This is a genomic window from Acinetobacter sp. BWR-L5 (assembly GCF_039655985.1).
GTDB classification, from domain to species: domain Bacteria; phylum Pseudomonadota; class Gammaproteobacteria; order Pseudomonadales; family Moraxellaceae; genus Acinetobacter; species Acinetobacter johnsonii.
Genome location: NZ_JAGFEV010000010.1, coordinates 1 through 15,957 on the forward strand (window position 1 = coordinate 1; position 15,957 = coordinate 15,957).

The following is a 15,957-nucleotide window of genomic DNA, read 5'->3' on the forward strand; positions in this document are numbered from 1 at the left end:
GATCAGTAATCAATTTTACAGCTTCATCTTTAAATTCTGGGGTATAACGTTGTCCACTCATAATGTTTTCTCCTATGCAAAAAGAATAGACCATATTTGTCTAGGAGAGTGGTGGCAGTCCAAGCCGCTTAACCAACTGTCCAACTTTATGGGGTCAGTTCATTAATGGCGGTTTTTTATATGTTGAGAAAATAGAAATGTGTGCTAAGAAATCTTTAGTAGAAGGGTATTGTAGAACCTTTAAAGATTGCAGGTAGTGCCGGTGGAGCATCATTGGGAGGATATGCTGCTGGTACGGTAGTTGGTCTAATAATTGGAGTTGGTACTGGAGGAGTAGGGCTAATTGTTATTGGTTTAGCTGTTGCAGCTGGAGGCTACATTGGTGGAGAAATAGGGAAATCTAGTGGTGATATAGCTGGAACATTTATAGCAGATCAGGTAAATGAATATTATGAGTAATTCTCAATTTTTTTATAATGTAATTAATATATTAAATATATTATTTTTATTTCTTTATTTAATCTCTATGTTGATTGAACGAACATATATCAAAAGAAACTTATCTAGAATATGTAAATTATCATTTGATAATGAGAGTTATTTTACTAAGATTGATTTAGGTAATTATATGGTTCTCAGCTTCTTGCCTATTGTTATACAAATAGGTTTTTTACGAGAAAAAATTATTTTAAAGAGAAAAGTGGTATTTCCAAATCCTCCAATTTTATTTTCATCTATCAATGATGAAAAGATGGATACATTTTTTAAAAAATATAAATCTTGGTTATATATATCTAATTTAAAATGGATATTTGGATTTTTATGGTTTTTTATTATTGGTGTAATAAACTTATATTTAAAGTAATTAAGATAGTACCTTATCAAAGGTACAACTTAGTGAAGTGAAAATGACCGCCTGAAAGGGCGGTTTTTTATATCTAATAATCGAAGACTACAAGCCATATTTTAATACAAAATTCCTATGAGCAATTTGAAGCAAAAGCCTAAAAAAGCTGTAGAGAAATGATGCTCTAAATTATTGATTTTATTGGGTCTAGTTTGGTAAGAAAGTGACTAAAATACGCTCAAAAATAAGTAATGAAATTGTTATATTCTAAAGGCTTATGTCGGGTTTTGACTTCATCTTGACATCGTAGAGGTCTCCAGTTCGAGTCTGAACATATTTGCCAATTACAGTTTAGTATTAAATCCAAATTGATGGAAAAAAGTTCTTACACACGCAATATAATTAAAGTATGCAAGTATTATGCTGGAAAAACATTTTAAAGTTAAAAATCAGAAGAGCAATGGGTTATACTCAAATTCACCTTTAAAAAGTTATTCGATCATTATTTATGAGCACATTGCTCTTTTTAACCAGTCGAAGGTGTCAATGGTAAATCTAGGAGATAAAGAGAGTAGGTGGACTACTACGTATTTCCAAAATTAAAGAAGTGAATCAAGATAAAACTATTCAACGCATTTAATTAAGATTAGAATAATTTTATTGTAAAATTGATGGTTTAAATAAATATATTTTATCAGTGAGATTGTTGATATTTAAAATATATAGAAATAAGGTTTTTAAATGGCGTTATTTGAAATTTATGTTAATTTTCTTCTATTTCTGACTTCTTTAAAATACGATTTATAACAGTTCGAGTGACAGAGTACTCTTTTGCTATAGAGTAAATGCTATACCCTTTTTTAAACTTATCTTTAACTTCCTTTTGTTGTTTTAGATTTAATTTTTCAGGACGTCCAACTTTTTTAACACTTTTGCTGAGAGGTTTGATTTTTGATTCAAATATGAAATTATTTTCAAAATCGAAACATAGTTTTAAAAAATGAATAAAACTTTCTTTTGCACTTCCTTCTATTACTGATTTAGAATAATCTAAACAGATGAGATTTATATTTTTTTGATAGATCCTATGAACGCTATTGTATATTTCTTTAAAATCCTTTCCCAAACAGTCAAAGCTTTTGACTATGAGTAAGTCTCCTTCTTCTAATGTTAGGTTAATAAGAGCCATAAATTTATCTCTATAAATAACAGAGGTTTCTACTGTCACGTTCTCGATAATCAAACGATTTGATGGGATTGAATAACCGAATTTATTTAAATTTATTCTATCCTGTAATTTTTTTAATCTATTTGGATTTTCCCTGAAATATCCATAAATACGCATGTAGCCCTCAAAATATAATTAATATAAAGTCCTGATTTGTATTTTATAATTAAATAAGTATTAAATAAATATGATGAAAACAGATATATGAATAAAACAGTGTTTAAAACATGTTTTTAATTATTAATTTTAACATTTGTTAAACGAAATAGTGGTTGCTTTTATTATTACCACGCATGCCTAAAATAAATCTATAGCTAGGTAGCAGATAATCTGAAGTTTGTTTAGATTAGCTGCGTAAACCTAGCATGATAGGCTGGGTATAGTGTTTACTCTCTTCTGAAAAATTAGTGATAGCTTAAAACAATCACTTTATGTGATTTGTCTGTATGACTAGTCGTGATATTAGCAACAGAATTTGAATTATTTGGAGTTTCATTACTCAGGTAACTCTTTTCGGATTTGATACTTTCGATCGTTTTCTGAATATCTTCACAAAGTTTATTTGGTTTGTTGTAATTACAGGTGAATTCTGAAATAGAGCCTTGAAAATTAATTTTTTGTGCATGACTCAGCTCACTGCCGCCCCATAAAAAAACTGTGCAAATAATAGGTATATACTTATTTAACATCATCTCTTTTCCCCATTTTGAGATGTCTTAGTTAAAAAATACATGCCTATATTATGAAAAACAACAAGAAAACCCAGAACTTATAAAAAAAAATTATAAATTGTGATGTAGTTCTATTAATCGTATTCTATTGTGACGGTTGCCATTCCTCTGACTGTCCCTGGTGATACAGTTTGTTCGGTTTGATAATAGCGCGCCTTCATTGGAACAGTGTATTGGAGAGTTTGGTTTGAGCTTAGAGTACCAAGAGTTAATTTATCACCCTTAGAAATTACTTTGTTTTGCTTCTGATAATCCCAAACGATTTGTGTACCCACACCTTTTGCACGTGTGCTAATTGGGGCTGTGTTCATAAGGACTTGATTATTGCTATTTGCTAAAGAAGTATAATCAAAACTTAAGCTAATTTTATTACTTTCTTCATATCCTGTCGGGTTTTTTCCACCATTACATAAAATATTGAGATCAAAAGCCTGTTCGCCTTGGGTAGATCCAATACCTTTAAAATCAGCTTTATTGACTACGGGTAATTGCACTACTTTATTAATACTTCCTTGAATTTCACATGAAGAAGAGGCGATTGTAATGGCATTGCCGTATACAGTACTGGTTAATATCGGGTTGTTGGGGTATTCATCTATATGGTAGCTACTATAACGGCCTGGCACGAGTGTTCCTGAACCAGTGTTTTCTGCTGTTTTTATAATTTCGACGACAAAATAGCCATTAGCCAATGAGTATGATCGACCTCGTTCAAGTTTTCGGCTATAAGGATAATAGCCTGAGAAGCCTGAAGCACCTTCGGCTTCACGATATAACCGTATACCGATGCCAGGAATATTGGTACTATAAACTGAATTACCGACTGAACTTAATGGATAACGTTGAGTTAATATTGCCTTAACATCTGAGGGCGAACTCCATCGATCACAAGTTATTGTTGAATTATTAGAATAAATAGGGAAGGTTGCTTTTCTGAGAACACTGCCTACAGCATCACTTGGTTTTACAACCACACGTCCGACAGCCATGCTTACATCTTGTGATTTAAAACCTCTCTCTGGAGTACAAGCGGCATAAACTTCGCTTATTGAAACTGTGCCAATCAACAGTACTAGTGTATTTACAATTTTAAGTTTCATTGACAAATACCCTCTGTGGTAATCATGTTTAATTTTTCATTTGACGTTTGTTTACTTACATCGTATTCAATACGGCATTGCTCACTGATGTCATCACCCCATTTTACGGTGATCGTATCTGCTGTTTTATTGGTACGTATGTAGACCATGCTACCTTGAGCGACTATACCGATATTCTCTCCGCCTGAATTATATGCCTCAGCTGCAAATGGTAGCGTTTTTCCGTCAGACGTTAGCCCATGAATATAAATGGCTTTACCTGTTTTGGTTGCAAAGCTAACCTGAGTAATCGCCCCTGCATAAGGTGCAATACGTTGACTGGTTTCTTCAAGTTCAACATCTGACGACATGTTCTGTGGATCTAGCGTGATATCATTTAAACGGTAAGGCGTAACATATGGAATGACAGCATAGCCAGCCTTATTTACTGTAAGGCCTGTTGCGTTATTGACTTTTGCTCCTGCTGCATCAGGTGCATGGACTAAGACCATGGTTTGTCCTTGATCTGGACCAAGTAAAACGCCTTTAGTGTGTGCAACAATATTGCCTCGTGCAGAAAGCATAGCTTGTTGATATTGATCAGAAATACTATATGAGCCACCCACTGTAGTAAAATTGGTACGGTATTGGGCATTCATGTTCATACTCGGGTTATTACCATAGGTATCCGTAATAGAAGTCCCATAATTGAATCGGTCACCAAGTAGGCCGCTCATTCCGACCGTTGTGCTGTCACGAGTGGTAATGGAGTTAAAATTGACCGAATTCTTTTTGAATGACCATGGCAGTGACAAGGTCAGCATATATTCCGTATCATTGGTAATCAGCTTTGTTGCCGTGTCTTCAACAGTACGTCTAGTAGCGGATAGGCCGTAGGTTAAAGCACTATAGGTATTGCTGTAACCCACTTGATACTGCCGTGTTGTCTCCTGACGATTCCAGTAATCACTCCATGAGCCAGTAGCATAAAAATTGCCCCAATTATTCGGCAAGCCTTGGTTCAATGTGATTTGAAACTCACTCCGCTGTTTGCCAACATGGCTTGAACTGATGCCTTTTTCATCGAGGTCTTGAATCATTAATGCATCACGAAGTTTGTAAAAATTCTCGGTAGAATAACGGTAAGCTGCTAATGTTAAATTAGTATTGGTTGGATTAATGAGCTTACTGTAACTTAATCGATAACTTTGTCCTGTTTCACTGTCCCGTTTTTTGAAATCTGCTTGTGAGTGTGTGACGTCTAGCGAAACTGCACCAATTGGAGTTGAAAAAGCGCTACCTAAAGTCACAGCTCGGTAATCTTCTGCACTTTGTATACCAGTAAAAGCAGTAATATAGTTATTAATGCCTCGTTGGTATTTGGCCTGAATAATCCATGGATCAAGATCAATCTCTTTATCTCGGAATTGTCCTGTGGTAATTGAATAACGGCTCATACCGGGTCTGAGCATTTGTACTACAGATGCATAAGGTACATTAAAGTGTTGAATTTCACCGTTAGCTTCTAAAATGGATACTTCTAGTTCACCACCGAAACCTGTTGGGTAAAGGTCATTAATTTCAAAACTACCCGGTGCGACAGTTGTTTGATAAATGAGTTGACCTTGTTGGCGTACTTCCACTTTTGCATGTGTTTTGGCATTTCCTCGAATACGTGGGGCGTAACCCAGCATGCTGTTTGGTAGCATACGGTCATCACTAGAAAAATCAGCACCGCGATAGCCAAATGAGTCGAAAATTTCACCATCAGTATAGCTATCACCTAAAGTCAGGACAGCTCTGTAGTTAGGGAATGCACGTTGAACATAAGTACTAACAGCATCATAACTACTTTGTTTATTTGTTGATGCATCGTTATTATCTTGATCGTGGTCTCGCCATTGCCACTGACCATTGTGGCGGAATTGCCAGCCTGCTAGATTGGCACCCGCATTAATTGAAGTAAATGCAGTGGTTCGTTCTTGATGTCCTTGCATTTGATCAAATGTTTTAAATGCGCTGGCATTATAAGAAAGAAATGCCGCATTAATACCTCGATCCCATACGCTTGGATCGACATAGCCTTGCGCATTTTTCTGCATCACAATTTGAGGAATTGAAATATCTATTCTCAATTTCGATTGATCAAATTCGTAATATGCATCCTCGACCCATTGTTCAATTTTTTGACAAGGGTTGATGTTGAGTGCTTCATTTTGTTGAATTAAAGCCTCTGGTTTAACACCATATTCAATTAAGTTTTTTTGAGTAAAACAGGTAAAGGCATTTTCTTTATTATCTAAAGCCTTAAATACCATACGATGTTTACCAAACCAATTATCATTCACATAAACATCTAGGCTATATTCACCAGGTAAAATTGGATTACCAAATTTAAAGCGGTCAATATCAATTTTTTTGGCATCACCCATTAAAAAAGCGGAGTCAAATTCTGCTTCTTCTGCAACATTTGCTTTATCTTCTGTTTCAGATGCATGAACAAGTGCGGGCATACTGAGTGTGATCACACCAAACGCAATATAGTAGCTAATGTGATGTTTAACCCATTTAAGACTTTGTTGTTTTTTTGGCATGAAACTGTCCGCCTATTAATTGAAATAGGTGTGTTTTTGAGTAAATTTACTTATCTTTGAATAATGTTATTGCACGCGAATTGGCAATTCGACACGACCACCGTAGTCATTGATGCTGGTGAAGACCATTTTGGAGGTGTTGCCTCCTTTCAACTTAACACTGTCCTCAGAAAAAGGTTTTAGCATTAAGCCTTCTTTAATTAAGTCTGTGCGCTGACCCGCGTTGTTCTGATTGATAGACGTCAATGTAATATGAAATGGCGTAGGATTTTTTACCTTAAGTTGGTCGCCTAGTACTGTCCATTGAAGTTTAGAGGGAGCAGCACCAGAGTCCCCTTTAATTTCACTTGGGCGATAAAAAAACTTAATGCGCGAGCGGATTGCTAATTGTAAGAAATTATCTGGTACGTCATTTGTAGTTTTTGCACTAGGTTTGGGAGGAATATCTAAAATATTCAACCAATACAAGGTTTCTTGAGTTTGAGATAAGTTTGCAGTTTTTGGTAAAGCTGAAATTCTTAAAGTTTGACCTTGTTGACTATCTACCCGTGAAATTGGAGGAGTAATCATAAAAGGGGCTTGAGATTGGTCTGGAGTACTTTTCGCATCACCTTCATCAATCCAAGCTTGTACAAGTGCAGGTTTGTTACCATTATTGCTCACTTGTAAAGTGATTTCACGAGCATCTGAAGGATAGATTACACGTGTGCCATGAATAATAATCTCGGCATTTGTTGCAGTAAATGGCATAAAACAAGCTAAAAGTGCAGTTTTGAAAAGGGATGACTTAAAGTGCATGATATATTCTCTCAAACAAATCTTAACAAGTGAGCTTATGCAAATAGCAGCACAAGCTCTCAGCTATACGCTATAAATTATTGATAAATAATTGTATATTGAATAGAAGTTGTTACTTTGCCTGCCGTAGAAGCATCAGTTGCATAGTATTCAGCATAGTAGTTCAAGTCTGCAGAACCTTGGTCAGCAACATCAACCCATTGAGAGTTTTCTTGAGCACCATTTGCACCTGCAGCTTTTAATGGAATGAATAAATTATTTGAACCTAAAAGTTGAACTTGTACGTTTTTCGCACCACTAGCATCTTGGTTATTTAGGCGGCCAGTTGAGAAATCAACAGTAGCACCTGGTTCAAAATAAGTAGCTACCTTACCTTCTGAACAGTTATCGAGTTGAATGGTGAACGGAGTACGGCCAGCTACGTCACCAACTTTAGCAAGGGTTTGTCGAGAAACGGTAGGTAAAGTTACAGTGAAGTCTTTACCTTGGGGAGTAACGATGTCACATGTTTTATCTGTTACTAATCCGTTGATCGTAATTGTGCCATCTGCTGCATTTGCTGCACTCATAGCTAATATAGTTGTAGTTGCGATAACTGCGATACTTTTCATTTAAAATCTTCCAAAAAAGATGTGGATAATTGTTAATAATGTACCATTTTGGTGCGCAAACTATAACAAACTAAAATATAAATGCAAACTATGTCACATATTAATTAAAATATGTTTAATTTGTACGATGAATTAAAAGCATATATATTGACAAAAAATTACAATAAATATCTTCTTAAATATAATAGTGACTTAGCAGTTTTTATATATTCATATAGGTCAAATATTCGTTCTTTTTATTCTTAATATTTGTCACACTTTTTTATAAAAAATTTATACATTTCTTATTGAAATAACTAAAAACTGAATTTTAAAAGCTTAAAATTTAAGCGAATTTCTAACTATTCTTACGTAACATCGACTTTTAAGTGTGGCTGTTTACGGAGATTAGTCATTAGGAGAGTGATCTGAAGAGATGACTATCACTTGTGAAGTTGAGTTGATATCAAAAAGGAAATTGAATTGAAATAAACATAATCTAAAAATTGATAAACGAGTTCAATTTGCACCTAGTCAAAAACTGCTTATTTATATATGGACAGTTGTTTGTTGTAAATCGAGTAGGACTCTATAACACTATAATCAGTGGTCGTATATTCAAAATATACAATTTGTTTTATATATTTGGGTGTAAATGCAACTGTCATTTGTATAGACATTCGGAATTTTATAAGAAGGTAATCGCTTTAAATCAGGCAAATTGGCATTTCAATCCTAAAACAATTGATGCTGACACGTGTATCTACAAAAAGCTACTGAATGGCTTGGAACACCCCGATGTCTGTCCAAAAGTATAAGGCTGAATTTTACTTCTTTTTATAGGCCATTTTTAGCAGAATCGTTATTACATACATATCAAAGGAATGATTAAGCTCATATGGGTATCGAAAATGTTCTAATTGCATTAGGCTTTTTTGCTTTTTGTGGAGGCTTAATTGATGCTGCTGTTGGTGGTGGAGGATTGGTCCAATTACCTGCACTTATACATGCACTACCACAGTATAGTTTGGCGACGGTTTTTGGAACGAATAAAGTTGCTGTTCTGGCAGGAACACTGTCCTCTATTTTTACCTATATAAAAAGAATAAAAATTGTATGGGTATTAATGTTACCCACCATGATTTCTGCATTTATTTTTGCATTTTTAGGAGCGATGTCTGTTTCATTTATTCCCAAAGAGTTAATGAAATATATTGTTTTCTTTCTATTGGTAGTTATGGCCATTTATACCTTTATTAAGAAAGATTTAGGAAAAATTCATAGCTATATTCAATGCAGTAAAAGAGAAATTTTATTGGGTATATTCTTTGGTGCACTCATTGGGTTTTATGATGGAGTCTTTGGCCCTGGTAGTGGAAGCTTTTTACTTTTCTTATTTGTTAAATGTTTTGGATTTGATTTCTTAAATGCTTCAGCTTCCGCCAAACTGGTCAATTTAGGAACATTCAGTGCGTCTCTCTTGTTTTTTATCCCTGCTGGTCATGTTTTATGGAACATCGGTGTGATTGTGGCTGTATGTAATATCGCAGGATCTATTTTAGGTTCATTTTTGGCTTTACGTTATGGAAGTGGTTTTATTCGAATATTTTTCCTGATATTACTGGTCTTTCTGATCGGGCGAATGGGGATGTCTATTTTTGTTTCATAAGGCCATACTTTTGAACGGTCATGTTTTAAAGTTCTAAGCGATTATCACAAAAACATGGCTGAAAATAATAAACCTAATAATACAATAGGAGCAATATATGAGTGAGCCGATAACGGGCCCTACCTTGTTTATTTGTGATAGATGCTGTTTACATATAGAGAAAAAGACAAAAAAAGGTTTCAAAAATAGAGTAGTTACTTCTTATGAATTTTAAAGCTTTTGAATCTCCAAATGAAGCTTAGCAAATCTGAAATCATCATCTCTGAAGTGTTTTTTCTCTTTGAGCATTTATTAACGCTTTATTTCGATTTGCATTTTCTTCTAAGTTCAATGCACCAGTATCATGATTGATTAAGTAATAATGTGACCTTTCAAATGAGCTCATATTTGCGGTATGTCTACGGTCTTCCTGTGTTTTGAATAAATCGTTTTCATGTTGTTGTATTGAATTTAATTCTTGCTGTTTGGCAGACTTAAAAAAATCAAATGGCTGTGGAGTTGAGTTCACCACCGAACTTGGTTTTTCTAATGGATATAGCTGGGGTTGAGCTAAAGAAAGTGTCGATGTCGAGATTGTTGTGGTAAGAATGATCCCATACACAGCTAAAAACATGCTTCTTTTCATTAAGTTTGTCCAATTTTAAAAGTTGCCTATTTTAAAATAAAACTACACAAATAGGGTAGTATTTCTAAAGGATGAAGACGCTTAAAAGCTTAGAACACCATTATTTTTTAGTGTGTTTTTTGGATTATCTTATCCACACTGCTGATATTTAGTTTGAAACTAGAATTGGGCAAAAGTCAGTATCTATATAGGATGACTATCATCTATAGAAATGTTTTACAAGCTTGCAAATTTTTCTATTCACGGTCGGGGAGAATGTAGCTAAATTTTGGACAAAATTCAGCTTGCTATTGGTATTTAGTCTACAGGCTAATACGTTCTAGGATTTAAAAAAAACTATTGTGTAGAATATATCCGATAATTATGGATAGCTGTTTGAGTTAAAGGCTTTGCAGCAGTTTAAATATCAAAAATGACCAATACTATTTGAATGGAAACTGGATTGTGTGCAAGGTATGTGGATCTCGTTTGATCGAGGTAATGGATTTCATTAGAGGAGGAGTCTTATTTTATTACTGGATCTGAACTACTGTCTATAATGTTAAATAGGCTTATTGGGGGCGATTTATGTGATTTTAGTAGAGGCTTAAACTCGAATTTCTGGAGAGAGTGAGCTAAGTGCTAGTGGATTGGATCTTGTTTATAAGTTTAAAAGGTAATATATGCTAGGCATTTACTTATTTAGATACTATAAGTGAAGGAGTTTTTTGCAGATTTTCTGGCTGATATTCAATCAGAGTGATGCTTAGTGTAAGGGAGATTCATATCAAGTACTACGAGAAGGCTATTTACATAGCCCACGTTAAAAGTGGGCTATGGTGTATTTAAAAATCTATTGAGTCAATTTCGGTTTTAAAGCTGTTAAATTTAATACACTTTATCTTTATTTCTTAAACTCAGTAATCTGGATCGGCTTATCTTTGACAAACTCAACAATGCCTTCACTTCCTTTGATATGAATAGAAACACCTTTGCCGTCCGTCATAAACATACCGCTTGCGGCTGGTGCACTTTTCAGCATGAATGTTCGATCTGAGTTATCCGTCATCATCGCTGTTTCAAAATTATCAGATGACTTCAGTTCAATGGTTAAATCCATTGGGCCGGTGAAGTGAATCACTTGTGTTTCTGCAGTATTACTGCCTGATGTATTTTCTTGGGTGACTTTTCCCGTTGGTGCAGAAGTACAGCCCACTAAGGCTAAAGTAATGAGTGTTGCACCTAAAATATTTTTCATAAAACTGACCTTTTTATATATAAATCATAAGTCCGTATATACTATTTGTTATACCTTAAGTTTAAAAGTTTGCTTTACATTCGCCTTACATAAATGGAGCTTTATGCTGTATAAACGTACTTTTATTCACCTTAAATGAATTCAAAATACGGTTTAAAGTGCTCATTCAAACTTTACACAACAGAGTAAATTGATATTTAAAAGTTCAATTTATTCAGTGGCATTAAATGCGTCATGATAACTGACAACGCCCTGAGGTATTTCTCCATTGAAACTAAGGGATTGAAAGTATTCGCTAGGAACGCTAGGTAAAACCAACTCTAGATAAGGTCGAAACCCAAAGCGATGATAATAATTTGGATCCCCTAATAGAACACAGCCTTTGGCACCCAGTTGTTTTAATTTTTCAAGGGATGCCTGCATCAGCTGTGACCCAATGCCCAAACCTTGTTTAGTTGGGTAGACAGAAATTGGGCCTAGGCCATACCAACCTGTTGTACCTGTCGAGATAGATACAGGTGAAATGGCGACATGACCGATAATTGAATCATCTTCAACAGCAACCAAAGAAATCGTGAGTTGACCACTTTTTCGGAGGCTGTTCACAATGAATTGTTCCGTATGGCTGGTATGTTCTGCATTTAAAAATGCAGTGCGAGTCAATGTCTCAATGCCTTCAATATCTTCTGGCTGTTCGTCTCGAATCGTGATGTTCATTCAAAAAATCCTTATGCGTATTCGCTTAGTTGAAAGTGACACTACTTTTATGAAGACACGATTTCAACCCACTCTAAAGAGCTCCGACCAGTTGCTTAAATAGGCAGGAGAGCGATTGCACTGATTCATTTGCCAAGGTTCTTTTTTCTCATGGCAAACCCCTAAAGAAATCATATTTTTACCAAAACGTTCAGCAATGGCATCCATTGTATTGGAGAGTTCTTCACGGTCATTTTTATGGCTATAGTCGGTAAAAAGATCATGCACAAATTTAGATTTATCCATAATTTCCAAAAGGACGATGCCCGCCTTTTTGTATTTAAACCCTGACTTGAAAATTTGGTCAATGCCTTTCATGGCCGCCTGTGTAATTTCAAGTAAATCATCGGTATGTTCATGCATATGCACAATGGTATAGGGCGAGTAACGTTCACTTTGACTAAAACGACCTGTTTGAATATACACCCCAATCATTTTACAAATAGAGCCATCATGACGTAAGCGTTTAACTGCACTGGCAACATATAAGCGTACAGAGGCTTTGATGTCATCAATTTCATACACAGCTTGACCATATGAGCGACTACTAATAATTTGCCTATGCGCAACCTCATCACTTTCAATATTGATGCAAGACATCCCTTGAAGTTCACGGACGGTCTTTTCCATGACAATACTAAAGTGCTTTTTAATTTCACTCGGCTTGGATTCGATCAAATCTAAAACCGTATAAATACCCATCGCGTTCAGCTTTTTGCAGTTCTGTCGACCGACGCCCCAGACTTCACCGACCTCCACATCTGCAAGCATGTATTCAGCAGTACATGGGTCCATGTGTGCCAAATTGCACACGCCATTCAACGCCTTATTTTTCTTGGCCAGATGATTGGCTATTTTGGCTTCTGTTTTTGAACGACCAATTCCAATACAGCAGGGAAGACCAAGCCACTGCCATGCCTTGTCTTTCATGTCTTTGGCATAGTCAGTGAGGTTAAATAAATGATCATAAGCCGTTAGCTTTAAAAAACATTCATCAATGGAATAGATCTCTTGTTCATCGGCTGCCACATATTGTCCCAATAACTGCATGAAGCGGCGAGACATTTCCCCATATAAAGCATAGTTACTCGAAAACACTTGAATATTATGCTGCTGGACAAGTTCTTGAATTTGAAAAAAAGGGACAGCCATACCAATTCTGAGATCCTTGGCTTCTTGGCTTCGAGCAACCACACAACCATCATTATTACTTAACACAATCACAGGGCGGTCATTGAGCTTTGGATTAAATACGCGTTCACACGAGACATAGCAATTATTCACGTCAACGAGCGCGAATATTTCAGTTTCATTTTTCATATTGCTTCTTCTTATTATTCTTAACGGTGGTACAGACGTTTTAAGTTAAACGTCACCACTCCCCAAATGACAAAGGTTTGATTTTCTGTAGGAATAATATGTTCATACTCGGGGTTTTCAGCTTTTAGCCAAAGTTGAGGCAAAGGGTAGTTTTCATCTCCAAAAATGTCTTTGATATCCGACTTTGACATTTTGTTTGTCATCATTAGTCTTTTAATCGTGGAGTCTTTATTATCAATTAAAGCCACTACAATGTCGTAGTGTTTGGCTTCAATACTCCGATCAATAATAATCGGGTCATTTACTTCAAGACCTACGCCCAACATTGACTCACTGTCTACATGAGCGATGAACGTTGAAATGGGGTTTTGTATTAAAAACTCATTGAGATCGATGGCTTTGCCTTGCTCATCTTTAGTGCTGAACGCTGGGCCTGCTGGAATGCGTTCTAAAGAAACAGGAATAGAGACTTTGGACTGAGGTAGAACAGGAGTCAGCCCAAGTTGATCCGCAAGTTCAGCTTGCTGCGCAATTTGTTCGAGCATGCTATTGATAGTGGGACTGGGTTTACCTTCTGGCCCCATGAGATCTTGTAAAGACGACCATGCGTCGTCCGAGAAGTAGATGGGTAACTTCTTTGACATGGTGAATACTCCTACGCTACAAGGCGTGTTTGGAAGTGAAATCTGTCTGTTTAGAATATGCTGATGTGGGTGAAAACTCAAATTTAAAAATGCTGAATAAACAATGCTCCGTCAATTTTGGTCGCGGATAAGAAAAATAAGAAACTTTCTTTTGGGTGATAAATAACCCTTTGATCAGGGCTATTATTAGTGCTGATTATATTGTTAAGCCGATGATCTAACTGAAAACTTAGGGATTAGTTCCTAAAAACTCAAAAGGTTTGGTGACTTTAAAGGATGCATTGGCTTTGCCTGCATACGTCATCGCTTGGTCTGGGCCAAGTTCTAACTTCTTGGTTTGACCATCTTTAAAGTTAATTTCCTTTAAATCCACCCAAAACACATTGGGTGAAACAGCAGATTCAAAGAAATATAAACCACGTTTATGGTCGACCACTGTACGCCAACGGGTTGAGGAAATATTTGGTTCTTCTTCAGTGTTCAATCCAAAGGGTACGGACGCATTGCGAATGACACCAAAAACACTCGCTAATGAGTGTTTATAATTCGCATTTTTTGGGATGGTATTGATATAAAAAGATGCTCTCGCAAAACGATCTGCCGCGCGGTTTGTACCCGGGAGCATGGTTGTTCCACCAATTTGCTTCCAATAAGCATTTAGCGCCAACTGCTGATCAAAGATTGGTGAGTTGGTCATGACTTGGTACTGGCGACTGTGGTGAATCACTTGTTTTCCGCCAATATATTCAATGATGGCACTGTCGCCTGTGGCATCTGAAATAGATAAATGCAGTGTCGCTAACCGTTTTTCACCGGGGACTTGGTCGGTCACCACCGTGAAAGGTTCTTTTTCCAATGCCTGAATGGCCTCGTTCACTGTGGCATAATTATCTAAGACGTATTGCGCCCACAGTGAAATGCCCAAAGTTGGCTTTTTAGAGGTTTTCACATTTGGATATTCAGATTCAACCAACCACAGTAAGTTTGCCATTAGCCCTTTTTCATTGACGCCGTCGGTAGTGGAGATGTCATAACCCGTTGCAACCACACTGCCGTATTTTGATGTCCATTGAATCGATTTTGGCCCCGCCATACCATTACGTTTGACACTATTGGGTAAAATCCACAAGTTGGTTCCAATATCGCTTTTCCAGTCCATCGAACGTGCTGTCATGACGTCATTATTGCCTAGATAAACCACACGAGTACATGCCATAGCAGCTTCTGCTACCACAAATATTCCTGCGGCAAATAATACTTTTTTTAATACATTGTTCATTATCATGCTCTCTTAGAAAATAGGTAACTGTGGTGTTAAATGTCTTAATAAAAATTGTTCGCTTTATAATTGTGTTCAAAATAACGATAACCTATTCCGAGATTTATTTTGGATCGCGTTGAGTTGTGTAGTCTCAGGAGATAGATACGCTTGATTGTAAATTCTATAACTGGTTTGATCTAATTGGGTATTTAAAGCAATAGGTAGGGACAATGCATGTTTTTCTTGAGAGGTTGCAGCTGTTTTCCAGTCAGCAAAAAAATTCAAGTTTTTTTGGCTTATTGTGTTGTCTAAATCTGCACCAAAGGCATACATGTTCGGGTTCAGTTTTAACGCGCCGTGCAAGCCTTCTATAAAGCGTTTAGCCTGAGTGCTTTGGCTCATAAAAATACCGATTGAAAGTAATGAATATATTTTTATTTTCATGTCATTCCCTTTTTTATATATTTTTACCACATGATATAAAAATAGAGTATGGCTTATTTGAACATTTTTAGCACAGTTTTATTTTAATGTCGGGTGAGTCGAAAAGATATCTTCAGAAGATAAATAGAAACCAA

At 36.0% G+C, this 15,957-nt stretch carries 16 protein-coding genes; 3 read left to right on the forward strand and 13 right to left on the reverse strand.

Annotated features, from left to right (window positions below; all coding sequences use genetic code 11):
• Window positions 1-273: 273 nt before the first annotated feature.
• Window positions 274-459, forward strand: coding sequence for a hypothetical protein (locus JZ787_RS15395; RefSeq protein ID WP_346312764.1), 186 nt, complete (start codon window positions 274-276; stop codon window positions 457-459).
• A complete protein-coding gene (locus JZ787_RS15400) occupies window positions 452-865 on the forward strand; it encodes a hypothetical protein (RefSeq protein WP_148826247.1) in 414 nt (137 codons plus the stop codon). Before JZ787_RS15395 ends, JZ787_RS15400 begins: the two co-directional genes overlap by 8 nt.
• Window positions 866-1,610: 745 nt before the next feature.
• On the opposite strand, the gene JZ787_RS15405 is transcribed toward JZ787_RS15400, so the two are convergent.
• From JZ787_RS15405 to JZ787_RS15430, 6 genes are all read right to left on the reverse strand, one after another.
• Complete coding sequence (locus JZ787_RS15405; protein ID WP_346312765.1) at window positions 1,611-2,192, reverse strand: helix-turn-helix domain-containing protein; 582 nt, start codon at window positions 2,190-2,192, stop codon at window positions 1,611-1,613.
• Window positions 2,193-2,479: 287 nt separating this feature from the next.
• Window positions 2,480-2,767, reverse strand: a complete 288-nt coding sequence (locus JZ787_RS15410; protein WP_168159786.1) for a hypothetical protein — start codon at window positions 2,765-2,767, stop codon at window positions 2,480-2,482.
• A 113-nt stretch (window positions 2,768-2,880) separates the two neighbouring features.
• Window positions 2,881-3,906: a fimbrial protein gene (locus JZ787_RS15415; RefSeq protein WP_346312766.1), complete on the reverse strand. Its 1,026-nt coding sequence runs from the start codon at window positions 3,904-3,906 to the stop codon at window positions 2,881-2,883.
• A complete protein-coding gene (locus tag JZ787_RS15420; RefSeq protein WP_346312767.1) occupies window positions 3,903-6,479 on the reverse strand; it encodes a fimbria/pilus outer membrane usher protein in 2,577 nt (858 codons plus the stop codon). The genes JZ787_RS15415 and JZ787_RS15420 overlap by 4 nt, the downstream gene beginning before the upstream one ends.
• A 66-nt stretch (window positions 6,480-6,545) precedes the next feature.
• On the reverse strand, window positions 6,546-7,229 hold the full coding sequence (locus JZ787_RS15425) for a fimbria/pilus periplasmic chaperone (protein ID WP_346312812.1): 684 nt from the start codon (window positions 7,227-7,229) through the stop codon (window positions 6,546-6,548).
• Between the two features lie 125 nt (window positions 7,230-7,354).
• A complete protein-coding gene (locus JZ787_RS15430; RefSeq protein WP_218287622.1) occupies window positions 7,355-7,888 on the reverse strand; it encodes a fimbrial protein in 534 nt (177 codons plus the stop codon).
• Window positions 7,889-8,765: 877 nt separating this feature from the next.
• On the opposite strand from JZ787_RS15430, the gene JZ787_RS15435 reads away from it, so the two are divergent.
• Window positions 8,766-9,536 (forward strand): TSUP family transporter, encoded by a 771-nt coding sequence (locus tag JZ787_RS15435; RefSeq protein WP_346312768.1) that lies wholly within the window; start codon window positions 8,766-8,768, stop codon window positions 9,534-9,536.
• A 256-nt stretch (window positions 9,537-9,792) separates the two neighbouring features.
• On the opposite strand, the gene JZ787_RS15440 is transcribed toward JZ787_RS15435, so the two are convergent.
• The 7 genes from JZ787_RS15440 to JZ787_RS15470 all read right to left on the reverse strand — a co-directional run bounded on the left by JZ787_RS15440 (window position 9,793) and on the right by JZ787_RS15470 (window position 15,823).
• Complete coding sequence (locus JZ787_RS15440; protein ID WP_346312769.1) at window positions 9,793-10,161, reverse strand: hypothetical protein; 369 nt, start codon at window positions 10,159-10,161, stop codon at window positions 9,793-9,795.
• Between the two features lie 883 nt (window positions 10,162-11,044).
• Complete coding sequence (locus JZ787_RS15445) at window positions 11,045-11,398, reverse strand: hypothetical protein (protein ID WP_238952844.1); 354 nt, start codon at window positions 11,396-11,398, stop codon at window positions 11,045-11,047.
• A 210-nt stretch (window positions 11,399-11,608) separates the two neighbouring features.
• Window positions 11,609-12,115 carry an N-acetyltransferase gene (locus JZ787_RS15450; protein WP_346312770.1) on the reverse strand — a complete coding sequence of 169 codons (507 nt, stop codon included), beginning with the start codon at window positions 12,113-12,115 and terminating at the stop codon, window positions 11,609-11,611.
• A gap of 63 nt (window positions 12,116-12,178) precedes the next feature.
• Complete coding sequence (locus JZ787_RS15455) at window positions 12,179-13,474, reverse strand: Y-family DNA polymerase (protein ID WP_238952842.1); 1,296 nt, start codon at window positions 13,472-13,474, stop codon at window positions 12,179-12,181.
• A gap of 20 nt (window positions 13,475-13,494) precedes the next feature.
• A complete protein-coding gene (gene umuD / locus JZ787_RS15460; RefSeq protein ID WP_234951627.1) occupies window positions 13,495-14,118 on the reverse strand; it encodes a translesion error-prone DNA polymerase V autoproteolytic subunit in 624 nt (207 codons plus the stop codon).
• Window positions 14,119-14,347: 229 nt separating this feature from the next.
• Entirely contained in the window at window positions 14,348-15,397 is a 1,050-nt protein-coding gene (locus JZ787_RS15465; RefSeq protein WP_346312771.1) for a linear amide C-N hydrolase, read from the reverse strand.
• Window positions 15,398-15,472: 75 nt separating this feature from the next.
• Complete coding sequence (locus JZ787_RS15470) at window positions 15,473-15,823, reverse strand: hypothetical protein (protein ID WP_346312772.1); 351 nt, start codon at window positions 15,821-15,823, stop codon at window positions 15,473-15,475.
• Between the last annotated feature and the right edge of the window lie 134 nt (window positions 15,824-15,957).

Bases quoted from the DNA above. Each gene is read 5' to 3' on its own strand.
- JZ787_RS15400 (WP_148826247.1), top strand. From the start codon at position 452: ATGAGTAATTCTCAATTTTTTTATAATGTAATTAATATATTAAATATA.
- JZ787_RS15405 (WP_346312765.1), bottom strand. From the start codon at position 2,192: ATGCGTATTTATGGATATTTCAGGGAAAATCCAAATAGATTAAAAAAA.
- JZ787_RS15410 (WP_168159786.1), bottom strand. From the start codon at position 2,767: ATGATGTTAAATAAGTATATACCTATTATTTGCACAGTTTTTTTATGG.
- JZ787_RS15415 (WP_346312766.1), bottom strand. From the start codon at position 3,906: ATGAAACTTAAAATTGTAAATACACTAGTACTGTTGATTGGCACAGTT.
- JZ787_RS15420 (WP_346312767.1), bottom strand. From the start codon at position 6,479: ATGCCAAAAAAACAACAAAGTCTTAAATGGGTTAAACATCACATTAGC.
- JZ787_RS15425 (WP_346312812.1), bottom strand. From the start codon at position 7,229: ATGCCATTTACTGCAACAAATGCCGAGATTATTATTCATGGCACACGT.
- JZ787_RS15430 (WP_218287622.1), bottom strand. From the start codon at position 7,888: ATGAAAAGTATCGCAGTTATCGCAACTACAACTATATTAGCTATGAGT.
- JZ787_RS15435 (WP_346312768.1), top strand. From the start codon at position 8,766: ATGGGTATCGAAAATGTTCTAATTGCATTAGGCTTTTTTGCTTTTTGT.
- JZ787_RS15440 (WP_346312769.1), bottom strand. From the start codon at position 10,161: ATGAAAAGAAGCATGTTTTTAGCTGTGTATGGGATCATTCTTACCACA.
- JZ787_RS15445 (WP_238952844.1), bottom strand. From the start codon at position 11,398: ATGAAAAATATTTTAGGTGCAACACTCATTACTTTAGCCTTAGTGGGC.
- JZ787_RS15450 (WP_346312770.1), bottom strand. From the start codon at position 12,115: ATGAACATCACGATTCGAGACGAACAGCCAGAAGATATTGAAGGCATT.
- JZ787_RS15455 (WP_238952842.1), bottom strand. From the start codon at position 13,474: ATGAAAAATGAAACTGAAATATTCGCGCTCGTTGACGTGAATAATTGC.
- umuD (WP_234951627.1), bottom strand. From the start codon at position 14,118: ATGTCAAAGAAGTTACCCATCTACTTCTCGGACGACGCATGGTCGTCT.
- JZ787_RS15465 (WP_346312771.1), bottom strand. From the start codon at position 15,397: ATGAACAATGTATTAAAAAAAGTATTATTTGCCGCAGGAATATTTGTG.
- JZ787_RS15470 (WP_346312772.1), bottom strand. From the start codon at position 15,823: ATGAAAATAAAAATATATTCATTACTTTCAATCGGTATTTTTATGAGC.